General features: G+C 40.4%; 16 protein-coding genes. 6 read left to right on the top strand and 10 right to left on the bottom strand.

What is annotated here, in order from left to right:
* From H5232_RS10080 to H5232_RS10060, 5 genes are all read right to left on the bottom strand, one after another.
* Positions 1-644 (bottom strand): hypothetical protein (locus H5232_RS10080; RefSeq protein WP_182830832.1); only part of this gene is annotated, 644 nt, incomplete at its 3' end.
* Position 645: 1 nt separating this feature from the next.
* Positions 646-1,050, bottom strand: a complete 405-nt coding sequence (locus H5232_RS10075; protein WP_182718359.1) for a biopolymer transporter ExbD — start codon at positions 1,048-1,050, stop codon at positions 646-648.
* A 4-nt stretch (positions 1,051-1,054) separates the two neighbouring features.
* Positions 1,055-1,426, bottom strand: coding sequence for a MotA/TolQ/ExbB proton channel family protein (locus H5232_RS10070; RefSeq protein WP_145234597.1), 372 nt, complete (start codon positions 1,424-1,426; stop codon positions 1,055-1,057).
* Complete coding sequence (locus H5232_RS10065) at positions 1,419-2,729, bottom strand: MotA/TolQ/ExbB proton channel family protein (protein WP_182762262.1); 1,311 nt, start codon at positions 2,727-2,729, stop codon at positions 1,419-1,421. Before H5232_RS10065 ends, H5232_RS10070 begins: the two co-directional genes overlap by 8 nt.
* The gene (locus H5232_RS10060; protein ID WP_182718358.1) at positions 2,726-3,490 is read right to left on the bottom strand and encodes a DUF3450 family protein; all 765 of its coding nucleotides are present in this window, start codon (positions 3,488-3,490) and stop codon (positions 2,726-2,728) included. The genes H5232_RS10065 and H5232_RS10060 overlap by 4 nt, the downstream gene beginning before the upstream one ends.
* A 336-nt stretch (positions 3,491-3,826) precedes the next feature.
* Between H5232_RS10060 and H5232_RS10055 the strand changes: the two genes are divergently transcribed.
* Together H5232_RS10055 and H5232_RS10050 are read left to right on the top strand one after the other, a co-directional pair.
* Complete coding sequence (locus H5232_RS10055) at positions 3,827-6,007, top strand: TonB-dependent siderophore receptor (RefSeq protein WP_182718357.1); 2,181 nt, start codon at positions 3,827-3,829, stop codon at positions 6,005-6,007.
* A gap of 87 nt (positions 6,008-6,094) precedes the next feature.
* Positions 6,095-6,775: a Fe2+-dependent dioxygenase gene (locus tag H5232_RS10050; RefSeq protein ID WP_149983258.1), complete on the top strand. Its 681-nt coding sequence runs from the start codon at positions 6,095-6,097 to the stop codon at positions 6,773-6,775.
* A gap of 134 nt (positions 6,776-6,909) precedes the next feature.
* On the opposite strand, the gene H5232_RS10045 is transcribed toward H5232_RS10050, so the two are convergent.
* Positions 6,910-7,647 (bottom strand): DUF417 family protein, encoded by a 738-nt coding sequence (locus H5232_RS10045; protein ID WP_310736249.1) that lies wholly within the window; start codon positions 7,645-7,647, stop codon positions 6,910-6,912.
* Between the two features lie 204 nt (positions 7,648-7,851).
* Positions 7,852-8,865 (bottom strand): UDP-glucose 4-epimerase GalE, encoded by a 1,014-nt coding sequence (gene galE / locus H5232_RS10040; RefSeq protein WP_149983256.1) that lies wholly within the window; start codon positions 8,863-8,865, stop codon positions 7,852-7,854.
* Between the two features lie 248 nt (positions 8,866-9,113).
* Between galE and H5232_RS10035 the strand changes: the two genes are divergently transcribed.
* Entirely contained in the window at positions 9,114-9,611 is a 498-nt protein-coding gene (locus H5232_RS10035; protein ID WP_149983255.1) for a DUF3016 domain-containing protein, read from the top strand.
* 45 nt (positions 9,612-9,656) lie between these two features.
* Here H5232_RS10035 and H5232_RS10030 read toward each other — a convergent pair whose 3' ends face one another.
* On the bottom strand, positions 9,657-9,947 hold the full coding sequence (locus H5232_RS10030; protein WP_145234613.1) for a prephenate dehydrogenase: 291 nt from the start codon (positions 9,945-9,947) through the stop codon (positions 9,657-9,659).
* 71 nt (positions 9,948-10,018) lie between these two features.
* Here H5232_RS10030 and H5232_RS10025 point away from each other — a divergent pair, with 71 nt between their 5' ends.
* Positions 10,019-10,228, top strand: a complete 210-nt coding sequence (locus H5232_RS10025; protein ID WP_145234615.1) for a hypothetical protein — start codon at positions 10,019-10,021, stop codon at positions 10,226-10,228.
* Between the two features lie 9 nt (positions 10,229-10,237).
* Here H5232_RS10025 and epmB read toward each other — a convergent pair whose 3' ends face one another.
* The gene (gene epmB / locus H5232_RS10020) at positions 10,238-11,251 is read right to left on the bottom strand and encodes an EF-P beta-lysylation protein EpmB (protein WP_182768002.1); all 1,014 of its coding nucleotides are present in this window, start codon (positions 11,249-11,251) and stop codon (positions 10,238-10,240) included.
* A 40-nt stretch (positions 11,252-11,291) separates the two neighbouring features.
* Here epmB and efp point away from each other — a divergent pair, with 40 nt between their 5' ends.
* Positions 11,292-11,858 carry an elongation factor P gene (gene efp / locus H5232_RS10015; RefSeq protein WP_182830831.1) on the top strand — a complete coding sequence of 189 codons (567 nt, stop codon included), beginning with the start codon at positions 11,292-11,294 and terminating at the stop codon, positions 11,856-11,858.
* A 55-nt stretch (positions 11,859-11,913) separates the two neighbouring features.
* Complete coding sequence (epmA, locus tag H5232_RS10010) at positions 11,914-12,888, top strand: elongation factor P--(R)-beta-lysine ligase (RefSeq protein WP_145234622.1); 975 nt, start codon at positions 11,914-11,916, stop codon at positions 12,886-12,888.
* 78 nt (positions 12,889-12,966) lie between these two features.
* On the opposite strand, the gene H5232_RS10005 is transcribed toward epmA, so the two are convergent.
* Entirely contained in the window at positions 12,967-15,060 is a 2,094-nt protein-coding gene (locus H5232_RS10005; RefSeq protein WP_182762268.1) for a TonB-dependent receptor, read from the bottom strand.
* Positions 15,061-15,100 lie beyond the last annotated feature (40 nt).

Here is a 15,100-nt window from a genome sequence, read left to right as displayed (position 1 = left end):
GGCCAAATAAATCTGGCTCTCACTATTTCACCGTCTTTTTTTGGTGAACTAAACCGACTTTGCTTAATGATCTTATCTATTTCAGGCTTTAGCTCAGGGTACGGGTTTTGTATAACATCAATTAAGCTTAATCGGCCATTTTCATCGATAAAAACATCGAGCTTCACGATGAAGGTACTCACACCTTGGCGAGTTAACTTTTTAGGTAATACTGCTTTTACGGGAGTGAGTAGCGTGGGTAAACCATCTAGTTGATTTAAGCTAAAGGCATCCCAATTAACGTCGATAGATTGAAATTCAGGAGTCGCAATTGGCATATTTGCAAGGGTTGGTTTACTAAGCGAAATTTTACTTTCAATTTTTATATTAATGGCTTGAATAGTTGCACCCGCACCTTCGACAACGAGGCTTTGCATCGGCTCTGTCACAGCTGATTGCGTCACGGTTGGTGGCGGAGGTGGAGGCAGTGGCACTAAAGCAACTTCGCGAACGATAACTTTGTCGTTGATAACGTGCTCAGCTATTTGGCCAAGCCAAAGTAAAACTAATGCGCATGCAAGTACCGTTAGGCTCAACATAAAAGCAAAAAACGGATGACGTTTATTCGCTATTGCAGGTTGTGATGCGAGTATATTATTTTGCATATTATTGCTGGGTCGCTAAGTTAACGGTTGCTGCACCAGCAAGTTTTGCTTCGTCTATTACTTTTACTAATAGCTCGGTTGGTACGGTTTTATCAGCTTGGATCACTACCGGTCTTTGCTGTTGTTTTAGCATTTGCTCTACGCTGCTGCGCACACCGGCCACGCCAATTTGGCTACCGTCAAAGTAAACCTGCTGACTATCAGTTATGGCAAGAAAAATAACTTGTTGCTTTAATCTGCTTGCTGAGACGGCTTGCGGTTTATCAACCTCGACCCCACTTTCGCGAACGAAAACGGTGGTTACAATAAAGAAAATCAATAGTATAAATACCACATCTAATAGTGGTGACATATCAATATGATGCGCAGATTGTTGTTCTAGGCGTTGTTTTAAACGTGCTTGCATTGGCTTAGCTCGCTTGCTGTTGGATAGCACTGTTACGTGTTACGTACAGCAAGTAAGCTTGCATCAGCCATGCAGGAATTGCGCAGACTAACCCCAGTTGTGTAGTGAGTAGAGCATTACTTATCGCTTCGCTCATTAATTCGTTTTCGCCTTGCGACATCACTTTAAATGTATCGAGTAAACCAATAATGGTGCCTAATAAACCAAGTAATGGCAGCGCAGCGGTCAAAATAGAGCTGACGTCGTGCCAGTAACCTTGGCGTTGCAGTTTATATTGTTTTAAATGCAGGATATCGTGCCAAATGAGCTGATAAACAAATAGCGCTAATAGGATGATAAGCCAGCAGATAAAATTATCGAACAGTTGCTCAAACATTTTTCACCTCAAGTTGACTAAGTTGCAGTGCGAACGCTTCAAGTTGGGTGTAATAGGCTTTAGCTTTACGCGATAGTAGCGCATTGAGTACTAATGCTGGTATGGCAACAACGAGGCCAAGCTCGGTAGTGATCAAAGCTTGGGCAATACCACCAGATACCACTTCTGGATCGCCAGAGCCAAATAACGTCATCATTTTGAATGTTTCAATCATGCCACTGACTGTGCCCAATAAGCCCAGTAGCGGTGCTACCGATGCTGTGATCGCGATTGCGCCAATGTAGTTATCAAGCTTGTGTTTATTATGCATCAGCTGATTAAATAACTGGTCATCTCTTATTTGTCCTATGTTGCTATCAACAGAGAGTTGAAACAGTGTTGCTTGCATTCCGCTGAAGCTGTGTTGCTCAGGTTGATCAAACGCAGTTTGTAAAGTCAGCGTCGAGACAGCTTTGATCTTACTAAGGCTAAATAATTGATATGCCTTGAATAGCGCAATTAATAATGCAAAACATGCAAATAAAATGATAGGGATTGCCCATAAGCCACCTTTTTCAAGATGTTCAACTGCACCTTCTTGTTGCGCTTGACTGGCAACTAAGCGGGTTAAACTTGGATCAAATGTTAAAGAAGCTGCGATCTTAGCTGAGTTTGTATTTACTTGTGAGTAAGCGATATCAAATGGGTTATTCTCATCACGTGATTGAACTATAGCTACTTTTGGTACTGCAGCGTTAGCTGCTGATGAAAGCAGGCCGGTTAGTTTTGGCTGTGCAACACTAAACCAAGCCACGGGACCTACTTGTAATGTTGTAGCTGCGGTGAGCTCGCCATTTTTCAATACTATATTTTGTTTTTTAAACTCTGGATATAATGCCGCGGTTTGCTGCTCTATCACCGCGACTACATCATTCAAAAGTGCTTGTTGATCGTTTTTACTTTGCGCTTGCTGAGCGTATTGACGAGTAAATCGGTTGAGTAAATTTAGCCGATATTGCTGTTGTTGTTGCCAGCTATCTAAGCGTGTTTGTAGCTGGGTTAAACTCAATGTGTCTTCATCAGCTAAACGGCGATTGAGTGTCGCTTGCTCACGCTCTTTTTTAAGTGCTTGCTGTTTTTCAAATATCTGTTGTGCCATAGTTGTTTGCTGTTTGGCAATCCGCTGTTGTGCTTTATTTAAAACGCTCTGCGCCGTTTTAATATCCGTTAGCAATTGTTGTTTGGCAGCATCCGCAGTCGCGGCTGTTACTACTTGGCTAAAACTCAGTAGTGTGACAAACCAAAAAGTACAGAATCGTTTCATGGCGTCAGCTCCTTAGCTGCATAGCTAAATACAGGCAAGGTAAGCCAGTGAGCTGCTTGTTTTTTTTCTTGTACAGCGATACCGTGGGCAATTTGCTCGCCATCAATTTCAGTATCAAATTGCCATTGCCAACCTAACTCAGAAGGGAAGCCAATGCCCGCATAACTTAAATCATTACTAACAAACCATGCTTGTGCGGCACCCAAATAAAGCTGTTTTACCCATATTTCTTTGCCTTCACTATTACTGATTGCCATTTCATGAATTGAAATTCGGTTTTGAAAATCAGCCAATTGGCCAAGCATTTTTAAAGCAATTTGTAGCTTTTCATTCGCATCTAGGCTTTCGTTATCTAGATCGCCAATACTTTGCCAGCTCGCCAGTAATGGGGGAGGTAATTGTACTTGCAGTGAGCGCAATTGCTGGCTGAGCTGGATTAATTGACTATTGAGCGCGTTTTCATCGGTCTCAAGCTGGCTTTGTTGTTGAATTAGCGCAGTGCGCTTTTCTGCCAGCTCAGAGGTGTTCTTTTGACGATTTTGGTTTAGCTGTTTAAGTTGTGCTTGCTCTGCATCAAGTAAGATTAATGTTTGTTGCATCGAGGTTTTTTTTTCTAGCCAATGTGTTTCTAACTCACTAGTTTGTTGTTCTATTTGTAACCACTGATTAACGAGGTTTTCAAGTTCGCTAACCGGATCAGCTAAGCTTGAGAATGAGCTTAGTAAAATAACTGCCCCAACAGATTTTATAAAACGTTGCATATGCTAAGTAATGCCCTAAAAGTAATAACCATTTACAGTACAAAGCCAAGCTCTGGCTTTAACTTTATAAAATTAAAAAACCTTGATTTTTAAGCGCTTAAACTTAATTTTTTACGCCACTCATGCCCCCAAGTTTACTGTGCATTTACAGTCGCGTTACGTAAGTTTAAAAGTGTGAAAAATAGTACAATGATTGATAAAATAATACAAGTGATAACATTTCGCATTTACATTAATATTACTCAGTGCTAGGATTCCGCCGAACTTAAATCAACGTGCTTAAATGACTTGCTACAAAAACAACGTGTTAGCAAGTTCCCTGCTAATGGAGCTAAAATGGGTAAAATGACTAATAAACGCCGAACTTATATAAAACCGCTGGCTGCTTTTGTTACCGCAACTTTATCAACTTGGGCGTCTGCTCAAGGAGCTGAAAATATACAAGAGCTATCAGTAACCAAAGCAAAAACGCAATCGGAACAAAGCTATAAAGTTGAAAAATCATCATCAATAAAGAACACCCAGCCGTTGGTTGATACTGCAAAATCAATAACGGTTATTAACAAAGCTGTGATGAAAGATAGAAATGTAGATAGTTTGCAAGATGCGTTACGTAATGTTTCGGGTATTTCATTGGCGGCGGGTGAAGGCGGTGCGCCAGCTGGTGACAGTTTATCTATTCGTGGTTTTAGTGCTGCCAATGATATTTTTATCGATGGTATTCGTGATATTGCCGGGTACGACCGTGATACTTATAACGTTGAGCAAATCGAAGTTGCAAAAGGCCCAAGTTCAGCAACAACAGGTCGAGGTTCAACGGGTGGTAGTATTAACTTAACTACAAAAACGGCGACGTTGGATGAATTTAATGATGCTTCGCTGCGTTTAGGCACAGAGAGTGATTACCGCGCGCAAATAGATAGTAACTTTAAAGTGGCTGAAACATCAGCGTTACGTGTCAATTTACTGGTTGATAAAGGGGATGTTGCTGGGCGTGATCATGTTGAAAAAGAAAAACAAGCAGTCGCTGTTTCGTTTGCGACTGGTTTAGGAACCAATAGCCGTTTTAATCTTAATGCTGATTATCAGAATCAAGATAATATGTCTGATTACGGTATTCCGTGGGTTGGTTCTAGCCCTGTTGCTGAACTTGCTGGTAGCGAAAATGCAGCGCCACCGGTGAATTTCACTAATTTTTACGGTAACGTATATCGTGATTTTGAAGATATCGAAGCGTATTCAACAACTGCAAAGTACGAGTATGACTTGTCGCAAACAACCACGCTACGTGCCCAAGGTCGCATTGGTCGTGTAGAGCGAAAAGATACAGTGACAGCGCCGCGTTTTATTGATGTAAAAACAACAACTGATATCAGAATGAGCGACGTTAAAAATCGCGATACGCGCAATGAATTGGCTACACTGCAACTTGATTTAGTTGGTGAGTACTATTTTGCTGGTGTAAAACATAATGTGGTTACTGGTGTTGAATTAACTAACGAGACATTTAGCCGTTGGAATGTGACTGCATTGGTAGCTGATAATTTAAAGAACGAACCAGCGCTGAATGACTTATACAACCCAGATGCTTATTTACCTTACACTGGTCAGTATGGTCGTGATGGCACTAGTACTGAAGCGGTTGCTAAAACCCGTGCAATTTATGCATTTGATACAATTACATTTAATGAATATTGGCAATTAACTGCGGGTTTACGTTCAGAGCAGTACGATAGCGATTATCAGTATGATTACAAGGATCCAGCATTAACGATCTCAACTAGCGATACCATGACTAGTTGGAACGCATCTGCTGTATATAAGCCAAGTCAAAATAGCAGCATTTACTTTGGTGCAGGTAACTCGTATAACCCATCGGCTGAAGGCATTGCAGTATCTACTCGTGGTAATTCAAGTGAGTTAGATCCGGAGAAGAGCCAAAGCTATGAGTTAGGCACTAAATGGAATTTACTTGATGATAAGTTGATGACCAGTGCCGCTATTTTTAGAACGGTTAAAACTAATGCGCGCGTGGATGATCCTAATAGTGATCAGCGTGGTGTTGAAGTGCTTGATGGTGAGCAACGAGTGCAAGGTTTAGAGTTGTCTGCAACAGGTATTATCACCGATGAATTAAGTATCATCGGTTCTTATAGCTATCAAGATAGCGAAGTTACTGAATCTACGGTTGATGGTGATGTTGGGCATAACTTGGCTCGAGCACCTAAAAATAGCTACAGTGTTTGGGCTCGATATGACTTTAGCGACGCGATAGCTGCAGGTTTTGGCGCACAATATATTGGTGAGCGTTATAATGGTAATTCAGCGACCAGTCGTAAAGCCGACAGTTATGTTTTGTTCGATATGATGCTTTCTTATCAAGCAACTGAGCAGTTAAGCATTCAGTTTAATGGTGAGAATTTAACGGATGAAGATTATGAAGATAAACTAGGTGGCGGACACTTTATTCCTGGTCAAGGTCGTTATTTTACACTAACGGCTAGTTATTCTTTCTAATTACAAATTAATGTTTGTTGAATAGGTTAAAGCTTATTAAACAGGTTAATGCTTATTAGCCTGTTTTTTTAAGATTTGGGAACTTCCATGCTATTAAAAATACCAGACTTGCTTAGTGCTGATGAAGTCGCTTATTGCCGTAATGTTTTATTGGCCGCGCAATGGACTGATGGCAGTGTTACCGCAGGTTATCAATCAACGAAGACCAAAAATAACTTACAATTACCTGAGCAAAGCGCTGCAGCCAAAGAGCTCGGTGATATAGTTATGGGGGCTCTGGCTCGCAGTGATCTATTTATGTCAGGGGCGTTGCCTGCAAAAATTTTTCCACCTTTATTTAACTGTTACCAAGGTGGCCAATCGTTTGGTATTCATGTTGATAATGCGATTCGACAAGTACCTGGCACACCAGTGAAAATTCGTACGGATTTATCAATGACGTTATTTTTGAGCGAACCAGAAGACTATGATGGTGGCGAACTCGTTATTGAAGATACTTATGGCTCTCACACAGTAAAACTCCCTGCAGGTAGCATGGTGTTGTATCCATCAACCAGTTTACATAAAGTCACTCCCGTAACTCGGGGGCGACGTTTAGCTTCATTTTTTTGGTTGCAGAGCATGGTTAATAGCGATGAAAAGCGTGGTTTGCTATTTGAGTTGGATATGTCGATTCAAAGCTTGCGCGAAAAAGTCAGCGATAGCCCTGAGATTGTTAGGTTAACTGGCGTGTATCATAATTTATTAAGGCAATGGGCACAGACGTAAAAAGGTTGTAGTGATGTGTATTTAAACTCAAAATATAAAAGTATATATTTATAAGGCGCTACCACGATTGGTTAAGTGATAGCGCTTTTTAGATCTTACAATGCACATTATTAAATATGTTATTGAAATAGTAGTTAATTAAGACTCTTTTTTGCAAAGCTAACAATTACCAGTAAATTTGCGATAAACCATAAGTCTTTAATAACAAAAAGGCCTAATCTTGCAAGTAGTGTTGAGCTGTCAAAAGCTCCTTCAGCTGAGAATAAAAATGTCTGCGTCATTAAAAATACGGCACTGCAGCCAAGAGCCGCAACATAAATGGCTAATGGATGCTTTTTAATGATAGCCAGAGCGAGTGCTAAAGCAAAAAAGATGTCGTACGCACCAATTAGATTAGACGCTGTTTGCACTGAAAATAAGGTATATAACCAAGACATAAAAATAGAGGTTGATACCAGTGATATAATTCCATTTGCTTCAAACTCGTAAAATTTCATACCACCAATCCAAATAAGCACTAATGCAACAGGAAAGAAGTTCAAAATTGCCATGCCTTGAGCTGACAAGCGCTGCGGTTTATAAAGGTAAATAGCGAGAGAAACAAGTGCGGTGTACTTAATTATACCTTGCCCAGAGCCTATAATTGGGAAGCCACCTAAGTCAGTCATCCAGCGGCTTTCACTTAATAAGGTAACAAGCGGTATAACGGCAACAGTGATCAGGCTAACAAAAGCAGGGGTCTGAAAACGTGATTGTTTTAAACTTAAAATAATAAATAAAGCGGTTACTAAAAAAGCCACTCCTGCGAGTATTGATTGCCCAGTTTTAGGGATTACATTGGCTAATTGATAAAAATTGAAAATAGCATGCACATTATTTACCCCTGCTCCTAATAAGAGACTAAGACCCAATAGCGATAAGCTAATAATTAGCAGTGAATGAATACTGAAACGAGTATAGGTTGGTTGCATTTTTTATAGGTGATTAAATATAGATACTGTAAAAGAGTGGTAAACGAGACTTTTTATTTCAAAAAATATAAAAAAACCAGCTTATTGAAGCTGGTTTAAGTTTAGCTATTTATACCCATTTGGGTTGTTACTTTGCCAACGCCACGTATCTTGCATCATCACATCGATACCACGCTCTGCTTGCCAATCAAGTTCACTAAGGGCTTTTTCAGGCGCAGCATAACAAGCTGCAATATCACCTGGGCGACGAGGTGATACCTGATACGGAATATCTTTACCACAGGCTTTGCTAAATGCGTTGAGCATTTGTAGCACCGAATAACCATTACCGGTGCCAAGATTGTAAACATGGGCACCGGTATCTTGGTTTATTTTATTAAGTGCCTTTAAATGACCAAGCGCTAAGTCAACAACATGGATGTAATCACGCACACCAGTACCATCAACCGTATCATAGTCATCGCCGAAGATACCCAGCTGCTTTAATTTACCCACTGCCACTTGCGCGATGTAAGGTAATAAGTTGTTTGGAATACCATTGGGATCTTCACCAATTAGGCCTGACTCGTGCGCACCTACGGGATTAAAGTAACGCAAAATTGCAAATGCAAAGCGCTCATCTGATTTAGCGATGTCTTGTAACATCATTTCAACCATCAGTTTTGATGTGCCGTATGGATTAGTAGTGCCACCTACCGGGAAATCTTCTTGAATTGGTAGGCTTGCTGGATCACCATATACTGTTGCCGATGAGCTAAATACGAGTTTAAACACACCTGCATCGCGCATAGCATCAACGAGAGTCAGCGTACCTTGCACGTTATTTTGGTAATACTCAATGGGTTTCACCATTGATTCACCGACAGCCTTTAAACCGGCAAAATGAATAACACTCTCAATTGTATGTTTTGCAAAAACGCTGGCCAAAAATGTTTTATCAAGGATATCACCTTGATAAAAGTGCACAGTTTTACCAGTGATTTTTTTTACACGCTCAAGTGATTCCACACTCGAGTTGCTTAAATTATCAATGATAACAACATCATTATCTTGTTGTAATAATTCAACAACAGTGTGTGAGCCTATGTATCCCGCGCCACCTGTTACTAAAATTGTCATGAAATCTCCATATATAAGGTGAAGGTGTATAGTTGTAATTTCATCATAAATAGCACTTCAATACATGCTTTATCTGATCTTTTTGTTGTTCCATGATGTTACGGTATCAATTAATCATAGTTAACTGGTGCCTGGTTACATGTTTTACCTAAATGATAACAATGATGGTGAATAGTATTAAGCTATAGTTAAGTTGTTAATGCTATTATTTCAACTACATTAGCCCACGGGCATTTTGGAGATAGACAATGAATACATTTAAAAAAGTAGCGATGGCTATGTTAGTTATGCTGCCGGTATTTGCTCAAGCAGGAGAAGCTGTCGTTAAATGGCAAGACTTCAATGACTACCGTGATGTACGTCCTTCAAATGAACCTAAAGGCTCATACCATAAACATGTAGCGAGCAGTTTCGAAAAGCACTTTAATAAACTGGCAGAAAAGTTGCCCGAAGGATATAAGTTTAATGTTGAAGTGACTGAGCTGGATTTAGCCGGTGATGTACGCTTTGGCGGTATGAATGATTTACGTATTGTAAAACCAATTTATTTTCCACGCATTGAGTTTCAATATTCGGTTACTGATAAAGACGGTAACGTGATTAGTCAAAGCGATAAAGTCGAATTAAAAGATATGGGCTTTATGGATAAAATTAAAATGGGCCGTGATGAACAGTTTTACTATGAAAAACGTTTGATCACTGATTGGTTTGATAAAGAATTACTGCCAGTTGTCACCCCAAGCTAAATTAACAGTAAAAAGCGCTACAGTTTAATGTTAGCGCTTTTTTAGTTACTTGAACGTTGCGAGTAATTGCAGTAACTGTTGTAATTTAATAACAGTGGTTTTTAGCTTTTCTTCACTAAAACCTTCTGAACTTAAGCTTTCTACATCTGCAGCTACATCTAACACATAAGGTTTGAAGCGCTTTGCTTCAAAGGTAAAACCAGCATCGGCAGGAAATAACGCTGTAAATTTACCTAAGCCTTGTTGTTGCAACTCATCTAATTTTTTATCTGCGTCAAGTGACTGACGATAAACAATTTTTAAGTTGGCATTGAGTTGTTCAATAATTGAATCCATTTTTTTCCTAAAGCTTTAGACCGCAATGCCGATATAATACGGGTAATAAGCTAAAAAGTCAGGTATGAGCTATGAATATATCAGGTGGAAATCTACCGGCCATGAGTGGCGCGGGTCAAAGTGGCGAAGTATACAGCGCAGCATTGGCAAAAAAACAGCAAAAAGCGGATGGTGCAGCAGCACTGGCACTTATTGAAGGTGCCGCTAGTTCGAGCGCTGCACAAACGCCAGCAAAATCAGTTACAGCTTCGCTTGGCAATAACGTTAACGTATACGTTTAAGTCTTGTGTTTATAAAAGCTTGAGGTCAATCGGCGTTTTACTTTTTTGACCGCCGATTTCGCGCATCAGCTTTGGTACTAAAAATCCTGGCAATGCAATAAGCATTTCGGCCATGATTTTGCGTGCCTGTGATTCGTTGATATCAAAATGACTCGCTCCTTCAACTTTATCAAGTAAATATAAATAATAAGGCAGTACGTCGGCATCAAATAACGCTTCGCTTAATGCGACTTGCGCTTCGCTGGTATCATTTACATCTTTTAATAGCACCGCTTGATTGAGCAATGTGACACCTACCTTTTTGAGTTTTTGCATTGCCACTTTAAAATCATCATCAATCTCGTTGCCATGGTTAATGTGATTAATAAACACAATTTTAAGTGGAGACTTTGCAAAACGTTCGCACAATTGGTCAGTAATGCGAGATGGGATCACCACCGGTAGGCGGCTATGAATTCGCATTCGTTTAATTTGTGGTAATTGTTCAAGCTCATCCATAAACCAACTAATTGCGTCGTCTTTGGCCATTAACGGATCACCACCACTTAAAATCACCTCGTTAATATTAGCATCCGATTTTATGTAATCGAGCGCTGCAATTAAGCTGCGTTTATTTAGCTGATTTTCTTGGTATGGAAAATGGCGACGAAAGCAATAACGGCAATTAACGGCGCAACCAGTTTTAAACATCACTAAAACTCGGGATTTATATTTATGTAATAATCCTGGTTGAGCGTTGTTTTGCTCTTTTAATGGATCTTTATCAAAACCTGTTTTAGCGATAAACTCTTGGTGGCGCGGCATGACTTGCAGCAGTAATGGGTCATTTATATCGCCATAACGCATTTTTTTGATAAAAGGCACAGGCACACGTACCGGGAAAAGAGCTCGTGCTTTGAGGTCTTTTTCGTCGGCCATGCTTGATAAACCTAGCATTTCTAGCAAGGTGCTTGGGCAAGTAACAACATTAGCTAATTCTTTTTGCCAGTTTATATGCAAATTTGCTTCATTTCTTTGTATCATTGGTAGGTAGATTACTCGAAATTATTAGATAGAGGAAACGATGGCGAATTATAGCACCAACGAGTTCAAGGGCGGCCTAAAAATTATGATGGACGGCGAGCCTTGCAGTATTTTAGAAAATGAAATGGTAAAACCTGGTAAAGGCCAAGCGTTTAACCGTGTTCGTATTCGTAAACTTATCTCTGGCAAAGTACTTGAAAAAACTTTTAAATCAGGTGAGTCAGTAGAGGGTGCTGATGTAATGGATACCGATCTTGCGTATCTTTACACTGATGGTGAGTTTTGGCATTTCATGAATAACGAAACATTTGAACAAATCGCAGCTGATGAAAAAGCGCTTGGCGATGCTGGTAAATGGTTAGTTGAAAATGATGTATGTACTATTACTTTGTGGAACGGCAATCCAATAGCTGTTACACCACCTAACTTTGTAGAGCTTGAGATCACTGAAACAGATCCTGGTCTTAAAGGCGACACAGCAGGTACTGGTGGTAAGCCAGCAACGCTAAGTACTGGTGCTGTTGTGCGTGTACCATTATTCGTACAAATCGGTGAAGTAATTAAAGTCGACACCCGTAACGGCGAATATGTAAGCCGTGTTAAGTAACTTTAATATAGCTTAATAAATCCCAGCTTAAGCTGGGATTTTTTTTGGAGAAAATATGTCAGCAGATCTTTGGCAACCAAGCGCACAAGTAAATACTTTGGCACAACGAGCCGCAATTTTACGCACTATTCGGGAATTCTTTTACCAACGCCACGTTATGGAAGTTGATACGCCTAGTTTAAGTGCAGCGAGTGTTACTGATGTTCATTTAGCGAGTTTTAAAACGCAGTTTATTGGGCCCGGTTTCGCTAAAGGCTTACCGCTTTACTTACAAACATCACCAGAATTTGCCATGAAGCGATTATTGGCAGCCGGCAGTGGTGCTATTTACCAAATTTGTAAGGCATTTCGTAACGAAGAGGCGGGCAGCCATCATAATCCTGAGTTTACTATGTTGGAATGGTATCGCCCTGGGTTTGATGAGTTTGCGCTGATGGATGAAATTGATGAATTAATGCAGCTTATCTTAAATGTTCCACCTGCAGAGCGTTTAACCTATCAAGATGCTTTTACCAAAGCATTAGGACTTGATCCGCTCAGTGCCACTATTGAACAGTTACAAACACTTGCCTGTGAACAGGGTTTTGCTGATATCGCTAAGCATGAAACTCACCGTGATACGTTACTACAATTATTATTTTGTATGAAAGTTGAGCCAACAATTGGCCAACAAAAACCTTGTTTTATTTATCATTTTCCTGCATCGCAAGCCGCACTGGCGAGTATTTGTGAGCATGATATTAGAGTCGCTGGGCGGTTTGAGCTTTATTATCAGAACATGGAGCTGGCGAATGGTTTTAATGAGCTCACCAATGCACAGGAGCAAGCTAAACGTTTTACTGAAGATAATGCATACCGCAAAGCGAATAACTTAACACAAGTGCCTATGGACACCCGTTTAATCGCCGCTCTTGAGCATGGTTTACCACAATGCGCAGGAGTAGCATTAGGGGTTGATAGGTTAGTGATGTTAGCAACGCAAAAAAACACCATAAAAGAAGTCATCGCGTTTGATGTAGGTAGGGCTTAAAAGGCTCAAGATTCAAGGTTAAGAAAAGGTAAAAGTAATCTAGCTTTTACCTTTTAACTTATCCCTTGAAACTCGTTTTTATAACTCGTAGATAAATGTGACGCCGGCAACCATTGGTTCGCCAAGCTGAGTGTATGTGTGAGTTGCATACCCTTCGCGTGGGTCGTTACCAAATTCAAAACCACGTGTAGGTACTTCTTCATCAAACACGTTACGTGCCCAAGCGCGAATTGACCATTGCTCAGCCTCGTAACCAGCAGTTAAATTAACTAAATTAATGTTCGGTGCCTGCGAGTTGTGGCTATCTGAGAAGTAATAATTATCTTTACCTTCAATGCCTATTGTAGCAAATAACTCATCAGTAAAGTTATAGCGAGCCGTGAATGCATACTGGTATTTAGGCGCTTGTGATTGCTCGCGACCATCTTGATCTAGACCAGATTGAGCGACAAAGTCATTGATTTTAGTATGTAAATAACCAGCGCTACCGGTGAAAAATAAGTCATCAGTTAATTGGTAACTGCCTTCAATTTCAAGGCCGTAATTCTCTCCAGAGCTGGCGTTATCAATATAACCAGTAAACTTTTGGTCTTCCACTTTCCAGGCTTTTAACTGCATATCTTCGCGATACATATAAAAGGCCGCTAAGCGCAGAATAAATTTCTCATCTAAAGAGCTACCTTTAACGCCAAATTCACCACTCCATAGGTACTCTGGTGCGAAACTAGTGTGGTTTTTAAAGAAATCAGCATCAAGATTTAAACCGTCATCTTTCGCTTTGGCGAGTGCTTCTGAGTTAATCCCTCCTGCTTTGTAACCACGAGTTAGGCTGGTATAAATCATGGTACGGTCAATGACTTGATACTCAAGGGCAAGTTTACCACCGACCATCACATCATCAGTACTTTCAATAAAACCATTATTATCGGTGTAATCACCTTGGTATTGCTCAACGCGTAAGCCTGTTATTAAGGTGGTTTTATTACCAATCGGCGTTGCTAGTTGGCCGTAAATTGCGGTATTACTAGTTTCATAAGTTGAAGCGAATGGAGCTGCAAGCCAAGTGTATTGGCGTTCTAAATCAACATTACGGGCTTGGTAATAAAGTCCCGTAACCCAGTTACCACCTTTGCCATTAAATTGCAGTTCAGCAGCCTGGTCTTGACGATCTCGAAAGTAGCTATCGGTTGAGCTATAACCATCGGGGTGCAGTCCTGCACCACATAACTGCGGCTTATTAATATCGTTACATACCCAGTCTTCATCAAAGCTATAAACTAAATCACTATCAATACCTGATAAGTTTAAACTGACATCAAACCAATCAAAGCCAGTGTAGATGTTGGCAAGACCTACCGCGATACTTTCTTGGTTATCTTGGCCTGGGTGATCGGCTACACTATTACGGCTATTATCAAGCGTAAATGCATCGTAGCCGTTATTGATATCAATATAATGAACACTTAATTCAGTGCGAAGATGATCTGTAAGTTGGCTGTGTAGTTTAAAACGACTAACCAGTTCATCTTGCTGTTGTGTTGACTCGTTTAAATATAGGTTATCAACATAACCATCAGACTCACGTTGATAAATACTAGCGCGCACTGCGGTGCTGTCTGTAATACCAATACCTGCGGCAACACCGGCTTCATAACTGTTGTAGTTACCTGCGCCTAGCTGCACTTTGACGCTTGGATCAAAAGTTGGATCGGCTGATTCCATTTGGATCATACCAGCCATACCATCAGCACCAAAGCGAGTACCTTGCGGACCGCGATAAATCTCAACTTGGTTAACATCAAACAGTAATGAACTACCACCTAACCCTGAATAATTAATGCCATCAATCACTAAGCCAACAGAAGGGTTAATAGGGTCAACAAATTGTGAGCGTAAACCAACCCCACGAATTTGGATGTAACGGCCACGAGAAGCACCAGCGGTAAAATTTACGTTGGCAGCACTGGCAAGCATTTCGTCTAGAAAACTAGCGCCTCGGTCATTAATTTCGCGTTCGCTAAATAAACTGGCACTGGCACTAAGGGTTTGAATGCTTTCTTTTTGAAAGTCTCCGGTGACGAGTATTTTTTCAAGATCAGTATCTTCAGCAAAAGCTGGGGCGCTTATCAAAGGTAAAAGCGCGGCAGTAATTAAAGACAGGCGTAGTTTCATTCTATTACTTAACTCCATTTTAAGGACTTGCATGATAGCA

This window comes from Pseudoalteromonas sp. SG41-5 (assembly GCF_014164495.1).
Lineage (GTDB): Bacteria > Pseudomonadota > Gammaproteobacteria > Enterobacterales > Alteromonadaceae > Pseudoalteromonas > Pseudoalteromonas rhizosphaerae.
This window is presented reverse-complemented; position numbering and strand designations above follow the sequence as displayed.